This is a genomic window from Lactobacillus sp. XV13L (genome assembly GCF_059900875.1).
This window is the reverse complement of record NZ_JBWXGD010000001.1, coordinates 115,573-129,121: the sequence shown is the minus strand read 5'-3', so window position 1 is coordinate 129,121 and position 13,549 is coordinate 115,573. Positions and strand designations below refer to the sequence as shown.

The window sequence follows — 13,549 nt, the reverse complement described above, 5'->3', positions numbered from 1 at the left end:
AATGACTTCATTTGCTAAGGATACCTTTGCTGTTGTGGACTTGGAGACAACAGGGACCCAACGGGAAGATGACAACCACATCATCCAGTTTGGCTGCGCCATCATCAAGAATCTGCAGGTGGTTAAGACCTATTCGTTCATGATCAACCCGCACCGTGATATTCCGCTAGCGGTGCAAAACCTGACCCACATTCATAACGCGGACGTTGCCAAGCAGAAGGACTTTTCCTACTTTGCGCCCCGGATTATCAAGATACTCAAGGGAACGGTTTTTGTTGCCCACAACGTTAACTTTGACCTCCCCTTTTTAAACTATGAGCTCATGCAGAATGGCTACGAGGCCCTGGCCAACCGCGCCATTGACACGGTTGAACTGGCCAAGATTGCCTTTCCGACCGAGCCGTCTTACAAGTTAAGCGACCTGACCAGCCAGCTGGACATCAAGCACCTGAATCCGCATAAGGCAGACTCCGACGCGTACGGGACGGCGATCTTGCTGCTGCGGGCACTCCACAGGCTGGAGGCCCTGCCGCAGGCGACGTTAAACACGCTCAGTTCGCTCGGGCACGGGCTGACGCGTGACACGTCCTGGGTCTTCACCACGATTGCCGACGACCTGCGCAAGCAGAAGCGGCCGCTTGGCAAGGAGTACCGGCAGGTGCGCAACGTTGTTTTGCAAAAGCAGACGACCAGAATAGGCAGGGAAGAAGCCGCATCCGAAACCGCCTTTGTAAAGTCCAATAAGGAGAAGCGCAGGCTTTTTAAGGGCAAGATCAACTACAGGCAGCCCCAGGTTGACCTGATCAACCGCATTAATGACTTTCTTGCGCAGCCCAAGCAGCGAGCACTGCTAGTTGAGGCACCCAACGGCACGGGCAAGACTTTTTCCTACCTGTTTGCATACGCCTACCGCCTGTACTCAAACCGCAAGCTGGTCGTCGCAACGCCAACGAAAATCCTGCAAAATCAAATAATCAGCCAGGAAATACCCCAACTGGTCAAGGTGACCGGTCTGGATCTGACGGCAGAGGTGGTCAAGTCGAGCAGCCACTACCTTGACCTTGACGGCTTTTACCACAGCCTCTACCAGGGGACATCCAATAAGACGGCGCTGATCCTGCAGATGCGCATCCTGGTCTGGCTGACCGAGACCCAGACAGGGGACCTGGATGAACTGCAGCTAACCAGCTATCGTGCGCCCCTGTTTGCGCAGATCAGCCATCCGGGGGATGCACGCGTTGCCAGCACCTTTGCCGGCGTTGACTTCTGGAACTTGGCGCGGCAGCGTCAGGAACAGGCGGACATCCTCGTCACCAACCACGCATACCTGGCCAACCACTACAATGACATGATCTGGGGGCAGAACCCGTACCTGGTGATCGATGAGGCCCACCGCTTTGTCGACAGCGTAATCAGTTCGCGCAACGACTCCTTCCAGTTTGAATCGCTCTGGGGCGTTTTAAACCACCTGCGCAGCCTGCTGTATTACACGGATGACAGCGTGTTCAACCAGTACGGCAACGACGTGCAGTTTAACTTTTTGCTTGAGAAGCTCAACCCGGCGATTTTGAACCTGATTCATGTGCTCAACCAGCTGCAGCGTTTGCTCAGTTCGAAGAAGGCCAAGGCGCTGGGGAAAAACGTGTTGCCCAACGGCAACATGCTGCTCAGCTTTCAAGCGGCGGCCCTATTCCCCCCAAAGGGAAAGTTTAGGTCTAAATTGACCGAATTTCAGCGTAAGTTGGAGGCGGTCCGCGAGCAAACCAACCAGATTTTGTTTAAACTTGACAATGAAACCGATAATTCAAATACGGAGCGGGACGCCTTTTTGAATGAACTGGTCGAGCAGATTGACCGGTTGGACTTTTACATCGCCAAGGGCTACCAGCTATCCGACCTGCTGCATAAGCAAAAAGACCTAGAGCACGAGGGCTTTATCGTCAGCCTGACGGATCCCCAGGACCCGCTGAGTGCCAACCTGAGCTGGACCATGCTGGATTCAACGGATGAGTTGAAGCAAATTTATAACCGGTTTGACCATATTTCTTTTGTGAGCGCAACGCTGACCAGTGCGAATAGCTTTGCGTTTACCGTCAAGCAGCTTGCGCTCAGCGAATTGGCCCCGCAGGAGTACATCGGGAGCAGCACGTTTAAGCTGGATGACCACCTGGAGGTTTTGGCGGTGAAGGACCTGCCCGATGCCAACAGTCCCCGCTACAACAAGCTTCTTGCGCACATTCTGGAGAATGACCTCGGCCGCAAAGAACACGTACTGGTACTGATGACGAACCTCGATAAGATCAGGGAGGTCTTCAGGATGATACTGAACGCGCCCAGTTTGCGCGACTTTGAAATCCTTGCACAGGGCGTATCCGGCTCTAACAACCGGATAACCAAGCGTTTTGCCATCGCCAAAAAAGCGCTCATCCTCGGAGCCGACAGCTTCTGGGAGGGCATTGACTTCCACGAATGCGGGGTTGACCTCGTGATTGCCGGCAAGCTTCCGTTTGAGTCGCCCGACCAGCCGGAAGTAAAATTGCGGCAAAAGCTTTTGCAGGACCACGGGGCCAACGTCTTTGAGACCGACACGATGCCGCGGGCGGTTATCCGCTTCCGGCAGGGAATGGGCCGCTTAATCCGCGGCGAAGATGACAAGGGGCAGTTCTTGATTTTGGATTCACGCATTTGGAACAAGGATTACGGCAAGGCGTTCTTAGCGGCAATCCCGGTGAAAACCCAAAAGGTTACTTTAAAACAATTACGAAACAAGCTGGATAACTATGATAAAAGATGATACGAGACAGACACTAAAATTTGTCATGTGGCTGGTTATAGCACTGGTAGTGCTGTACTTCGGGGCGCTGGCGGTTTTTTACCGGGCAACCAACCCCGTGCGCAGCGAAACCCGGGCAGCCAATACCATTGCCCTGCAAAAAACACCGATCAGGCACGTGGCCAAGAATTATCACCTGGACCGCGGGGTCAACAGCTATTCCCTGGTGGGACAATCGAAGGACCGGACCTGGTACTACTTTATCTACCTGCCGGCGCACAAACAGGGGCACCTTATCCCGGCGCGCAGGGGCGTGAGCGAAACGACCATCAGGAATAAATTTGCTGCTAAGAACCCGCACGTGCAGATCACCAAGGTCAACCTCGGCTGGTACCGCGGGCGGGCCGTCTGGGAGGTCGCCTCCAAGGATGCCGCGGGCAACTACTACTACCGGTTGTACGAATTTAAAACAGGAAATTTGCTTGCTAAGGTCGCTAATTAAATTTTTTTTTGGTATCATTGTTTTGATATGATATGGGAAGTGGAACAAAACTTATGACAGAATTAATTTCGATTGAAGATTGCTTTAAGCACGTTGACGAAGAAGTCAAGATGCATGTTTGGCTGACGGACAAGCGTTCGAGCGGGAAGATAGCCTTCCTGCAGCTGCGTGACGGTACGGGCTTTTTCCAGGGTGTCCTGCGTAAAAATGATGTTACGGATGAGACCTTTGAAACGGCCAAGTCGCTGCACCAGGAGGCCAGCTTTTACATTACGGGGACGGTTCACAAGGATGAGCGTTCGCATTTTGGCTATGAAATCCAGATTTCTGACCTTGACGTAGTCACCAACAATGAGGGCTACCCGATTGGCAACAAGGAACACGGCATCGAGTTTCTGCTGGACCACCGCCACCTGTGGCTGCGTAGCCGGCGGCCCTTCGCAATTATGCGCATCAGGAACATCATTTATAAGGCAACGGTTGACTTCTTTGAGAAGGAGGGCTTTGTCAAATTTGATGCGCCGATCTTCATGCACTCTGCGCCTGAGGGCACAACTGAGTTATTCCACACCGAATACTTTGGCGGCGATGCCTACCTGTCCCAGTCAGGTCAGCTTTATGGCGAAGTTGGGGCCGAAGCGTTGGGCAAAATCTTTACCTTTGGTCCCACCTTTAGGGCCGAAGAATCTAAGACCAGACGCCACCTGACCGAGTTCTGGATGATGGAACCCGAGATGGCCTGGATGCACCAAGACGAATCCCTCGATATTCAGGAGCGCTTTTTGGCATATGTGGTCAAGCAGGTATTGGCAAACTGCCAGTACGAGCTGGAACTGCTTGACCGCGACCCTAAGAAGCTGGAACCGGCCGCAGAGGGCAACTTCACCCGGCTATCTTATGATGATGCGGTCAAGATGCTGCAGGATGATGGCCGTGACTTCAAGTGGGGCGACGACTTCGGTGCACCCGACGAGGCCTTTATTTCTGAACAATTTGACCGGCCGTTCTTCATTGTCAATTACCCCACCGCAATCAAGCCGTTTTACATGAAGAAGAACCCCGATAATCCGCAGGAATACCTCTGTGCGGACGTCCTGGCTCCTGAGGGCTACGGCGAGATCATGGGCGGCTCGGAACGTGAGAGCGACTATGATACTTTGAAAAAGCAGATTGAAGAAGCGGGACTGAACGTAGATGACTATGACTGGTACATGGACCTGCGCAAGTACGGCAGCGTCCCGCACTCCGGCTTCGGCATGGGCTTTGAACGCGTAATTGCCTGGATCTGCAAGCTGGATCACGTCCGCGAAGCAATTCCGTTCCCACGAATGATCAACCGGGTAAAGCCATAGGCTTAAAACCACATGAGCAAATAATACTAAAAAGTTGAACTAGGTTTTAGTTCAACTTTTTTAAAAGGGGAGAATTATCGTGCATTATAATGAGTACCGGATGCTGGGGTTTACAACGCTATCGAATGGCCTGCTGGCATACTACCCGCAGCTTAAGCTCAGCGATGCCGAAGTGCTGATGCTGATTCAGCTCGAAGCCTTTGCCCAAAAAGGTGAAGGCTTTCCGTCCAACGAGCAGCTCGCTGCAAACACGAATTGGTCTGCGATTGAAGTTGCCAGCATCATCCAGAAGCTGATTGAGCGCAAGTACGTCCAGATTGACCAAGTGACCGACAGCCAGAACAGGATTGGCAACCGCTATAACCTTAACCCGCTTTACTCCAGTCTTGATGATATCTTGGCCAAAAATGCTGGTGGCGCCACGCAGGATGCCGCGGGCAAAAGTAAGGCGGCGGCAGGACTCGACAATAGTCCATTAAAGCAGCTGCTGCGCCAATTTGAAATAGAATTTGGCCGCTACCTTAGCCCCATCGAGCGCGAAGAAGTCGCTGCATGGCTCAACGTTGACCACTACAGTCCGGAAATCATCAAGCTGGCTTTGCGGGAAGCCGTTCTGGCCCAGGCTTACAGCTTAAAGTACGTTGACCGCATACTTCTGAACTGGCAGCGGCATAACCTGAAGACCACCAGCGAAGTGCAAAAATTTTTACAGAGGAACAGGTAATGTCGGAAGAAAAATTAATTAGTACGAAAGAAGCGCGCAGGGTGCTCAGGACCATCAACGAGATGTATCCCGACGCTAAGAGCGAGCTGATGTGGGACACCAAATTTCACCTGCTGTGTGCGGTCCTGATGAGCGCGCAGACTACCGACAAGATGGTGAACCGCATCATGCCCCGCTTCATTGCCGACTACCCGTCACCCCAAGAACTGGCGGCGTCCCCAATTAAGGAGATTGAGGACCACATAGCCCAGATCGGGCTCTACCATTCTAAGGCCAAGCACCTCAAGGAGACCGCCCAAATCCTGGTTGACAAGTATCACGGTGAAGTCCCGGCGGATAAAAAAGCCCTGGTTGCGCTGCCGGGGGTGGGCGAGAAGACGGCCAACGTGGTCTTGGCCGACGGTTATGGCATCCCCGCCATTGCCGTCGACACGCACGTTGCGCGGATTTCCAAGCGCTTCCACATTGTCCCCCAGAACGCCAAGCCGCTGCAGGTTGAAAAAAGACTGGAAGAGATTCTGCTCCCGGACGAATGGATCCACACGCACCACGCGCTGATCCTGTTTGGCCGCTACTCGATGACGGCGCGGGACAAGGAAGACCCTTACACCTACCTGCAGGAGAAGTAGCAAAAAATCAACTAAAAGGCCGCAGCAATTTTATAATTGCTGCGGCTTTTTAGCGTCTCGTAGTATGGAGTTTTTATTGCTTGTCTTTAGAGGAGTTGCCGCTTTGCCCATTTGTGCTATCGCCTGCGCCGGGCTTTTGCTCGTCGCTATCCGCACCCGGTTTTCCATCATTGTCCTTTGCGTTATCCTGGGAAGCGTTTGTCTTTTCCTCATCGGCATCGTTCTGCTTCTTGGCAGAACTGTCTTTGTTTCGCCCAGGTGCTTGACCGGTCTGCGTGCTAGTGGTAGTGCTCGAACTGCTGCTGCTTGTCCACCGTCCGGTCCCGCTGTAAGTGCTGGTGTCATCAACGATCCCCGCTGGCGCGTGTCCGCGCACGAAGAGCTGCCACTCGCCCGTTGGGGAGACCTCGGGCGGATTGGAGTTGCGCGCAATCCGGGCCCTAATTACTGAGCTTGGCTTCTGCCAGTCAACGTTTTCCTTGTTGCGCATCAGGTAGGTCATCATGTTCTTATAGAAAAGCTGGGCTGATTGCTGTCCAATTCCCGCAATGGTACCGTCCTTCAGGTTGTCGTAACCGGTCCAAACCCCGATGACGTAGCTTTGGGTATAGCCTACAAACCAAGAATCCTTGGGAGTTGAACCGTAGCCCGGATAGCGGGCCAGGTCCTGGTCGGAGTACTTGACCGAACCGGTTTTGCCTGCCTGGAAGAGTCCGCTGATCTGGGCACTGGTTCCGGAGCCGACCTTGATGACTCCCTTGAGCATGTCCGTAATCATGTAGGCCGTGGCCGAGTTCATCACGCGGATGCCCGCCGAATCATAATTTCTGGTCAGGCCGTCGGGGGTTTCAATTTTGGAAACAAATTGGGGCTTGTGGTAGACGCCCAGTGTCGCAAAAGCACTGAAGGCACCGGCCATCTGCAGGCTGGATGCATCGGCGCCGATTGCAACCGAAAGGCCTGCATCCCTAGGAACGTTGATGCCAACCTTGCGCGCAAACTTGGCCGCACGCTGGACGCCGACATCGCGCAGGGTCTTCACGGCCGGAACGTTTCGGGACTGTTCTAGCGCGTGCCGCATGTTCATCAGGCCCTCATAGCGGTTGTCCCAGTCATAAAGCTGAATGTTTGTCCCAGGGTAGACATACCTGCTGTCATCGAGCATCTTCGCCGTGGACCAGTTAAGGTATTCGATGGCCGGTGCGTAGTCCAAAACAGGCTTTATCGACGAACCCGTGGATCGGCTTGTCTGCACCGCCCGGTCTAGTCCCAGCTGGACAGAGGAGGGCAGGTGACGGCCGCCAAGGATGGCTACAACGTGGCCGTTTGCGGGATCAACGACCGTCGCCCCAATCTGCATCCGGTCATTGGTAAACGGCACCTGGCCGCTGTTGGCCAACTCGTACAGCTTATTTTGGGCATTCTGGTCAATATTGATCGTGATTTTCAGGTTGTCGCGGTAGGGGTCAAAGCCCTTGTCCTTGACCTCAGAAATAGCTTCCTTGATATAGGGATCGTCAACTTGGCGCAGGTTCGATCGTTTCCGCTGGCTATGGTGCTTGAGGCCCCTTTTAACGCTCTCTTTTTTTGCTTGGCTGTACTGTGCCTGACTAATCTTGTGGTTGTTGAGCATTGCCTTGAGGACAATATCGCGGCGGTACTTGGCATATTTGGGGTACACATAGGGGTTGTAGGCCGTGGGGCGGTTGGGCATGCCGGCGAGCAGGGCGGTCTGGGCGAGGCTCAGCTCACCGATTTTCTTGCCGTAATAATAATCGGCGGCGGTCCCAATCCCATAGTTGCCGTAATTCATGTAGACCTTATTAATGTAGAATTCCAGGATCTCATCGCGGGAATACTCACGCTGAATTTTCATTGCCAGCCAGGCTTCCTGGGCCTTGCGCCGAAGCGTTTTTTCGGCCGGCGCGTTCGTCGAGAAAACGGTCAGCTTAATCAGCTGCTGCGTGATCGTGGATCCACCGGCTGCAATGCTCTGGCTCTTGGCGTTGGTCAAAAGCGAGCCCACGATTCTGATTGGATCGACCCCGAGGTTGTCCTTGTAGAAACGCTTGTCTTCAACCGAGACAACCGCATCCTTTAATAGCTGCATGTCCTTACCATCCTTGACGTATATTTGCTTCTGCGAACCAAGCGAGAGCAAAAATTTGCCGTTGGACGTGTAAAACGCCGACGAACCACTGCTTTCAAGCTGGGTGCGGCTAATGTTCGGTGCGTCTTTTGCGTAGTAGGCAAATAAGCCCACCCCCGAAAGCAGCAGCAAAAAAATTGCTAGGAAAGTCCATTTGACTGCGCGCCGCCAAAAGGGCTTAGGCAGGTTTTGCCGGTAATTTTGTCGTGATGTCCGTTTTTTATTCGCCATTATCTAATTTCCTATCTGCGATAAATTGATCCACTGCTTTCAAATACGGCAGGGTAGGCTGAAAGCCACTCGCCAATTCAATTGACCAGTGTTCGACCTCGCTTAACGTTATCGAGCTTTTGCCCTTGGTCCACCATGCGTTGATGATTGCGCTCGCCGGACTGACGAAGTAGCGGTTGAGGCTCGTGAATCCGATAATTGTAAAGCAGATGCCCCTTTGTTTCAAACATTCCGCAAGGTGGACAATCTGGTGTTCGTGAAAATTCTTCAGGGGGAAGTTGGTTTTGTTTTTGGTTTCCTTGGCCTCGAAGTCAAGGTAATAGCCCTTGTAGACGCCGTTGTAGTCCGTTGTTGACTCCTGGCGAAAATACGCTTCCTTGATAACGGCCCGCGATCGCTTCGGGTAGTCAACCTTGACAATCTGGATGGGCGTCGGCTTCTTGTGCACAACTGCAATTCCCTTCAGGCGGTAATATTTATTTGACTCGTTAATCATCTGTTCAAGGGTCATCCCCCGGTCAGAAAAACTAACGTTCTTGTTGTGCTGGCGTTTGTGCTTTATCTCCGAATTATTGGCAGATTTACGAAAAGCAGCAGAACTGCCACTTGGATATTTGACCATCAATCTCACTCCTGCTAGCATTATAGCAATAAAGGAAAAGTTTTTGAACAAGGAGCCACCTCTTTCACTATGCAACGACTATGGGTTACCGGATACCGCAATTATGAATTAAATACCTTCGGCGACAAAGATCCCAAAATCACGGTCATCAAATTTGCGCTTGCAAATCGTCTGCGCGCCATGCTTGAAAACGGTCAGCTTGACTGGCTGATCACGGGCGCCAACCTGGGCGTGGAGCAGTGGGCCAGCGAAGTGGCCCTCGAATTGCGCAAGGAATTTCCGCTGCGCGTTTCAATCATCGTCCCCTACGAGGAGTTCGCGCACCGCTGGAATGAGGCCAACCAGGAAAAGTTTCTGCGCCTAAGGGGCCAGGTGGATTTTTTCGCTTCGACGTCCAACCAGCCCTACCAGAGCCCCGTGCAGCTGCGGAACTACCAGAACTTTATGCTGCTGCACACGGACCGGGCCCTGATGATTTATGATCCGGAAAGCCCCGGCAAGCCTAAGTTCGATTACAATTTAATCAAAAAATACCAGGAAAACGAGGATTATCCCCTAGAATTAATCGATTTTTACGATCTGCAGGATGCAGCACAGGAGTACCAGTCAAAACAGGAGGACGAATTTGACGAATAATTCCTAAATCTTTTCGTAAACTTGTTTTTGCGGTTTTATGTGCCGGCTCTTTTTGCTAAAATTAAGAAAGATTGATAAAGGAGCTGACGTTATCATGGCTGATTTAAATGATGTTAAATTATCCACTGAGGATATTTTAAAAAAACAATTTAGAACAAAAGTTAAGGGCATCGATCCCGAGGAAGTGGACGCTTTTTTAGACCAGGTCATTGCGGATTACGATACGTTCGAGCAGATTATCGAGGATTTGTACGGCCAAATCGGTAAGCTGCAGGGTGAATTAATGGATAGCCAGCACAAGGAGAACGCCGTGCAGCTGCAGAAGACACGCAAAATGTCGCCCCTTGCCGGTGAAAACGTTAAGACATATGCGCCGCAAAAGGCCGCTGCCCTGCACGCTGATGAGGATAAAGAGACCGCCGTGCGCAGTGAAAGTTCAACGAACATGGCCATCATCCAGCGCATTTCAACGCTGGAGCGCAAGGTCTACAACCTTGAGCAACGAGTTTATGGGTTACAAAAACAGTAAGCTCTGGTATAATTGTTAATAGTGCAAATTTTGGGCAGTCGCGGTTTGACTTAAAGTCAAGCTGAGGAAAGTCCACGCACGCACAGGCTGCGATGCCTGTAGTGTTCGTATTTAGCCCAACAAGCTAAAGGATTGTGATGATTACGGCGAAGAACGTGCTAAGTCTTTTTGATATGCACCAATATTCTGAAAAGTGCCACAGTGACGGAGCAGCAGTGGAAACGCTGCTGGTGGAACGAGGTAAACCCTGCGAGCGTGCAACCCAAATTTGGTGGGGGCGTCTCAACCTGGGGAACTGAACCAAAGGTTGGATTGCTATCTTGATAGCAAAGATAGATGGCTGCTGAAGGCGGTTTTGGCCAGAACTGCCCGAACAGAACGTGGCTTATAGGAATTTGCACAGGCAGCGTTGAGCTTTTCAAAGGGCTCAGCGCTTTTTTATGAACGAAAGAGACAAGATGAAAAATTATCAACTGTACACAACAATGGGTGCTGGTTTTGAAAGCATCGTGGCCAAGGAATTACAGGCACTGGGCTACGAGACCAGAACCGAAAATGGGCGCGTCTTTTACACGGGCAATCAAGAGGATATCGTCAGAACCAATGTCTGGCTCCGGACGGCAGACCGGGTGAAGATTCTTTTGAAGGAGTTTACGGCAACCGATTTTGATACCCTCTACGAGCAGGTCTATGCGCTCGACTGGGCAGAACTACTGCCCGTCGACGCCAAGTTCCCCGTCCAGGGCCGTTCGGTGCGCTCGAAACTGCACTCGGAGCCTGGCATCCAGTCAATTGTCAAAAAAGCAATCGTCAACAAGATGTCAGACCAGTATCACCGGCGCGGCTTTTTGCCGGAGAGCGGCAGCCTGTACCCGCTCGACGTGCACATTTACAAAGACGTGGCGCGCATTTCGCTTGATACCAGCGGGATGAGCCTCTTCAAGCGGGGCTACCGGATTGAACACGGCGGTGCCCCTTTGAAGGAGAACTTTGCGGCCGGCTTGATCAAACTGACGCCCTACGATGGCAGCCACCCCCTAATCGACCCAATGACCGGTTCGGGCACCCTGGCGATTGAAGCTGCACTAATTGGCAGAAACATTGCGCCCGGCTCCTGGCGCAAGTTTGCCTTTGACGACTTCGACTGGTTTGACGCTAAGCTGCACGATGAAATTCTTGAAGAGGCCAGGAGCGCGGTGAAACCGCTGGCGCAGCCTATCTGGGCCTGCGACATTGACCAGTCCGTTTTGGAAATTGCCAAGCTAAACGCCAACAATGCGGGCGTCCTGCAAGACATTTACTTTAAGCAGGTCGCGGTCAAAGACTTTCAAACCGACCTGGAAAACGGCGTGATTATCGCTAATCCACCTTACGGCAAACGGCTCAAAGACAGGCAGTCGGCCGAGCAACTGTATGCTCAGATGGGGGAGGCACTATTAAAGTACGATAGTTTCAGCCAGTATTACCTGGTGGGTGACCCCAATTTTGAAGCCTGCTTCGGCAAAACGGCAACGAAGAAGCGCAAACTATTCAACGGCAACCTCCGGGTTGACTTTTACCAGTACTGGGCGGCGAAAAAGAGTGCTCACAGACAAGACTAATGCAGAATTTTGGGTAATTTCCGACACCCACCTGATTGCAGACAGCTTGCACGACAACGGTGCGGCCTTCAGTCAGATTCAGGATACAAGCCAGGGCAAGGATCTGGCATACCAGGAGACGGCCCTGGCCGCCTTTTGCAGGCTGCTTAACGAGAAAAAGCCGGCCGCCCTCGTTGTTACGGGCGACATTACCTTTAACGGTGAGCTTGTTTCTGCCCGGAGGTTTCAGAAAATCTTCAGCGGCCTAACGGATACCAAGTTGCTGGTGCTGCCCGGAAACCACGATGTTTTTGACGGGTGGGCACGCGCCTTTAAGGGCAACGACCAGCTCTATACAAAGCAAATCAGCCCCGGCAAGTGGCGGGAGATTTTTCACCAGTCGTATGGGGCGGCAATGCAAAAGGACCGCAATTCCCTGGCCTACAGCGTGCAGCTCAATCCCCACTACCTCATGCTGCTGCTGGATTCCAACATCTACGGCCACAAAGAGGTGTTTACCGCGCCGCAGACTGCCGGCGAGATAAGCGAAGACCAGATTGTCTGGCTCAGGCAGCAGCTTGAATATGCACGCCAGCACCACTTGCGGCCGCTTTTATTTATGCACCACAACCTGTACGTGCACAATCCGGCGGTTAACCAGGGCTTCGTCTTGAACAATGCGGCCGTTGTCCGGCAATTATGCCGTGAGTACAACGTCAAGGTGGCCTTTTCGGGTCACATTCACGCCCAGAACATCATGGAGCCCCAGAAGTGCACGCCAACAACAGAAGTGGTCACATCAAGCTTCTGTTCGTACGACCAGGCCTACGGCATTGTGGAAGTAGGGGCAGATACGCTTAAGTACAAGCGCCACACGTTCAATATGACGCCGTACCTGACCGAAGCAGAACGCCAAAATCACACGTTGGCCCATTTTCATGATTACCTCAAGAACATCCAGCTGCGCAACCTGGCCACCAATTCAAGCGTAAACGAGCCCGCAGGGGAGGCCGAATCACCGCTTGTTCATAAAGTCAACCGCTTATTCATTGAGATGAACTACAACTACTTTACCGGGCATAACCACATTAGCAAAAAGACGCTTAGCCGCTTATACTCGTCTGTGGAATACAAGACGCTGGTTGCACAGAATCCGCGTTTTAGCAGCTACCTCGAGACGCTGTATGATATAAGCAGCCACAGCAACTTGGCGCTTCAGATCACTTATTAAGGAGAAACAGATGGCTAAGAAGCACTACGTCGTTTGGGGCCGGGTTGGCCTAATCTATTTTAGTTGGCTTTTGATTGTCCTCTTCACCAGTCTGATTATCGCATATGAGGGCACCAGCAGCTTTAACTGGCCGGCAATCGGGTGCGGAATCTTGTTTGTGTTGTTGGCTGTCTACACGTACGTGAATTCGTACTGGAGTAAGGACACGCTGAAGCTGCCCTTCAGGGCCAAGCGCGCACTTAAGCGGGCCCCAAAACGCACATGTCGCTGGCGCCGGTTTTGCGTGTACGAGGTGCAGGGACTTGAACCGCAAAAATATTACTTGCTAAGGATTGAAAAGTAGTGGCAGCCGTGGTGGGCAAGCTTTGACCAGTGCTGACTTTTGCGCAAACACTTTCTGCGCGGCAAATCATAATTAAGAAGGGTCATGACTGATTTCGCGTCGTGGCCTTTTCTTTTGTTTTAACTAATCAGGAAAGAGTGAATCTTGGTCAATCTTTGCTATAATAGCCATAGAAACTGTAGTTAATGAAAGGGTGGCACCTAAATTCTAAATTGAAAAGGACAATGGTTAAAATGGTAGTTTAGATT

General features: G+C 52.1%; 12 protein-coding genes and 1 other RNA gene. 11 read left to right on the top strand and 2 right to left on the bottom strand.

Features of this window, described 5'->3' with window-relative positions:
• The first annotated feature begins 1 nt into the window (after position 1).
• From AC2JF6_RS00615 to nth, 5 genes are all read left to right on the top strand, one after another.
• Positions 2-2,794 (top strand): helicase C-terminal domain-containing protein, encoded by a 2,793-nt coding sequence (locus tag AC2JF6_RS00615; protein ID WP_500728806.1) that lies wholly within the window; start codon positions 2-4, stop codon positions 2,792-2,794.
• Positions 2,781-3,275 (top strand): hypothetical protein, encoded by a 495-nt coding sequence (locus AC2JF6_RS00610; protein ID WP_500728805.1) that lies wholly within the window; start codon positions 2,781-2,783, stop codon positions 3,273-3,275. The genes AC2JF6_RS00615 and AC2JF6_RS00610 overlap by 14 nt, the downstream gene beginning before the upstream one ends.
• Before the next feature lie 53 nt (positions 3,276-3,328).
• Complete coding sequence (gene asnS / locus AC2JF6_RS00605; protein ID WP_500728804.1) at positions 3,329-4,627, top strand: asparagine--tRNA ligase; 1,299 nt, start codon at positions 3,329-3,331, stop codon at positions 4,625-4,627.
• Positions 4,628-4,706: 79 nt separating this feature from the next.
• Complete coding sequence (locus AC2JF6_RS00600) at positions 4,707-5,351, top strand: DnaD domain protein (RefSeq protein WP_500728803.1); 645 nt, start codon at positions 4,707-4,709, stop codon at positions 5,349-5,351.
• A complete protein-coding gene (gene nth / locus AC2JF6_RS00595) occupies positions 5,351-5,980 on the top strand; it encodes an endonuclease III (RefSeq protein WP_500728802.1) in 630 nt (209 codons plus the stop codon). Before AC2JF6_RS00600 ends, nth begins: the two co-directional genes overlap by 1 nt.
• 73 nt (positions 5,981-6,053) lie before the next feature.
• On the opposite strand, the gene AC2JF6_RS00590 is transcribed toward nth, so the two are convergent.
• Together AC2JF6_RS00590 and recU are read right to left on the bottom strand one after the other, a co-directional pair.
• Positions 6,054-8,360, bottom strand: coding sequence for a transglycosylase domain-containing protein (locus AC2JF6_RS00590; protein ID WP_500728801.1), 2,307 nt, complete (start codon positions 8,358-8,360; stop codon positions 6,054-6,056).
• Positions 8,350-8,982: a Holliday junction resolvase RecU gene (recU, locus tag AC2JF6_RS00585; protein ID WP_500728800.1), complete on the bottom strand. Its 633-nt coding sequence runs from the start codon at positions 8,980-8,982 to the stop codon at positions 8,350-8,352. The genes AC2JF6_RS00590 and recU overlap by 11 nt, the downstream gene beginning before the upstream one ends.
• Positions 8,983-9,051: 69 nt before the next feature.
• Between recU and AC2JF6_RS00580 the strand changes: the two genes are divergently transcribed.
• The 6 genes from AC2JF6_RS00580 to AC2JF6_RS00555 all read left to right on the top strand — a co-directional run bounded on the left by AC2JF6_RS00580 (position 9,052) and on the right by AC2JF6_RS00555 (position 13,301).
• Positions 9,052-9,618, top strand: coding sequence for an SLOG family protein (locus AC2JF6_RS00580; RefSeq protein ID WP_500728799.1), 567 nt, complete (start codon positions 9,052-9,054; stop codon positions 9,616-9,618).
• A 94-nt stretch (positions 9,619-9,712) separates the two neighbouring features.
• A complete protein-coding gene (locus tag AC2JF6_RS00575) occupies positions 9,713-10,147 on the top strand; it encodes a DivIVA domain-containing protein (RefSeq protein WP_500728798.1) in 435 nt (144 codons plus the stop codon).
• Between the two features lie 26 nt (positions 10,148-10,173).
• Positions 10,174-10,540: RNase P RNA component class B (rnpB, locus tag AC2JF6_RS00570), an RNA gene on the top strand.
• Positions 10,541-10,605: 65 nt separating this feature from the next.
• Complete coding sequence (locus AC2JF6_RS00565; RefSeq protein ID WP_500728797.1) at positions 10,606-11,748, top strand: THUMP domain-containing class I SAM-dependent RNA methyltransferase; 1,143 nt, start codon at positions 10,606-10,608, stop codon at positions 11,746-11,748.
• Positions 11,729-12,958, top strand: coding sequence for a metallophosphoesterase family protein (locus AC2JF6_RS00560; protein ID WP_500728796.1), 1,230 nt, complete (start codon positions 11,729-11,731; stop codon positions 12,956-12,958). The genes AC2JF6_RS00565 and AC2JF6_RS00560 overlap by 20 nt, the downstream gene beginning before the upstream one ends.
• Before the next feature lie 10 nt (positions 12,959-12,968).
• Positions 12,969-13,301 (top strand): acyltransferase, encoded by a 333-nt coding sequence (locus AC2JF6_RS00555; RefSeq protein WP_500728795.1) that lies wholly within the window; start codon positions 12,969-12,971, stop codon positions 13,299-13,301.
• Positions 13,302-13,549 lie beyond the last annotated feature (248 nt).

Excerpts from the sequence above, each read along its gene's own strand:
- AC2JF6_RS00615 (WP_500728806.1), top strand. The coding sequence starts at position 2 with ATGACTTCATTTGCTAAGGATACCTTTGCTGTTGTGGACTTGGAGACA.
- AC2JF6_RS00610 (WP_500728805.1), top strand. The coding sequence starts at position 2,781 with ATGATAAAAGATGATACGAGACAGACACTAAAATTTGTCATGTGGCTG.
- asnS (WP_500728804.1), top strand. The coding sequence starts at position 3,329 with ATGACAGAATTAATTTCGATTGAAGATTGCTTTAAGCACGTTGACGAA.
- nth (WP_500728802.1), top strand. The coding sequence starts at position 5,351 with ATGTCGGAAGAAAAATTAATTAGTACGAAAGAAGCGCGCAGGGTGCTC.
- AC2JF6_RS00590 (WP_500728801.1), bottom strand. The coding sequence starts at position 8,360 with ATGGCGAATAAAAAACGGACATCACGACAAAATTACCGGCAAAACCTG.
- recU (WP_500728800.1), bottom strand. The coding sequence starts at position 8,982 with ATGGTCAAATATCCAAGTGGCAGTTCTGCTGCTTTTCGTAAATCTGCC.
- AC2JF6_RS00580 (WP_500728799.1), top strand. The coding sequence starts at position 9,052 with ATGCAACGACTATGGGTTACCGGATACCGCAATTATGAATTAAATACC.
- AC2JF6_RS00575 (WP_500728798.1), top strand. The coding sequence starts at position 9,713 with ATGGCTGATTTAAATGATGTTAAATTATCCACTGAGGATATTTTAAAA.
- AC2JF6_RS00565 (WP_500728797.1), top strand. The coding sequence starts at position 10,606 with ATGAAAAATTATCAACTGTACACAACAATGGGTGCTGGTTTTGAAAGC.
- AC2JF6_RS00555 (WP_500728795.1), top strand. The coding sequence starts at position 12,969 with ATGGCTAAGAAGCACTACGTCGTTTGGGGCCGGGTTGGCCTAATCTAT.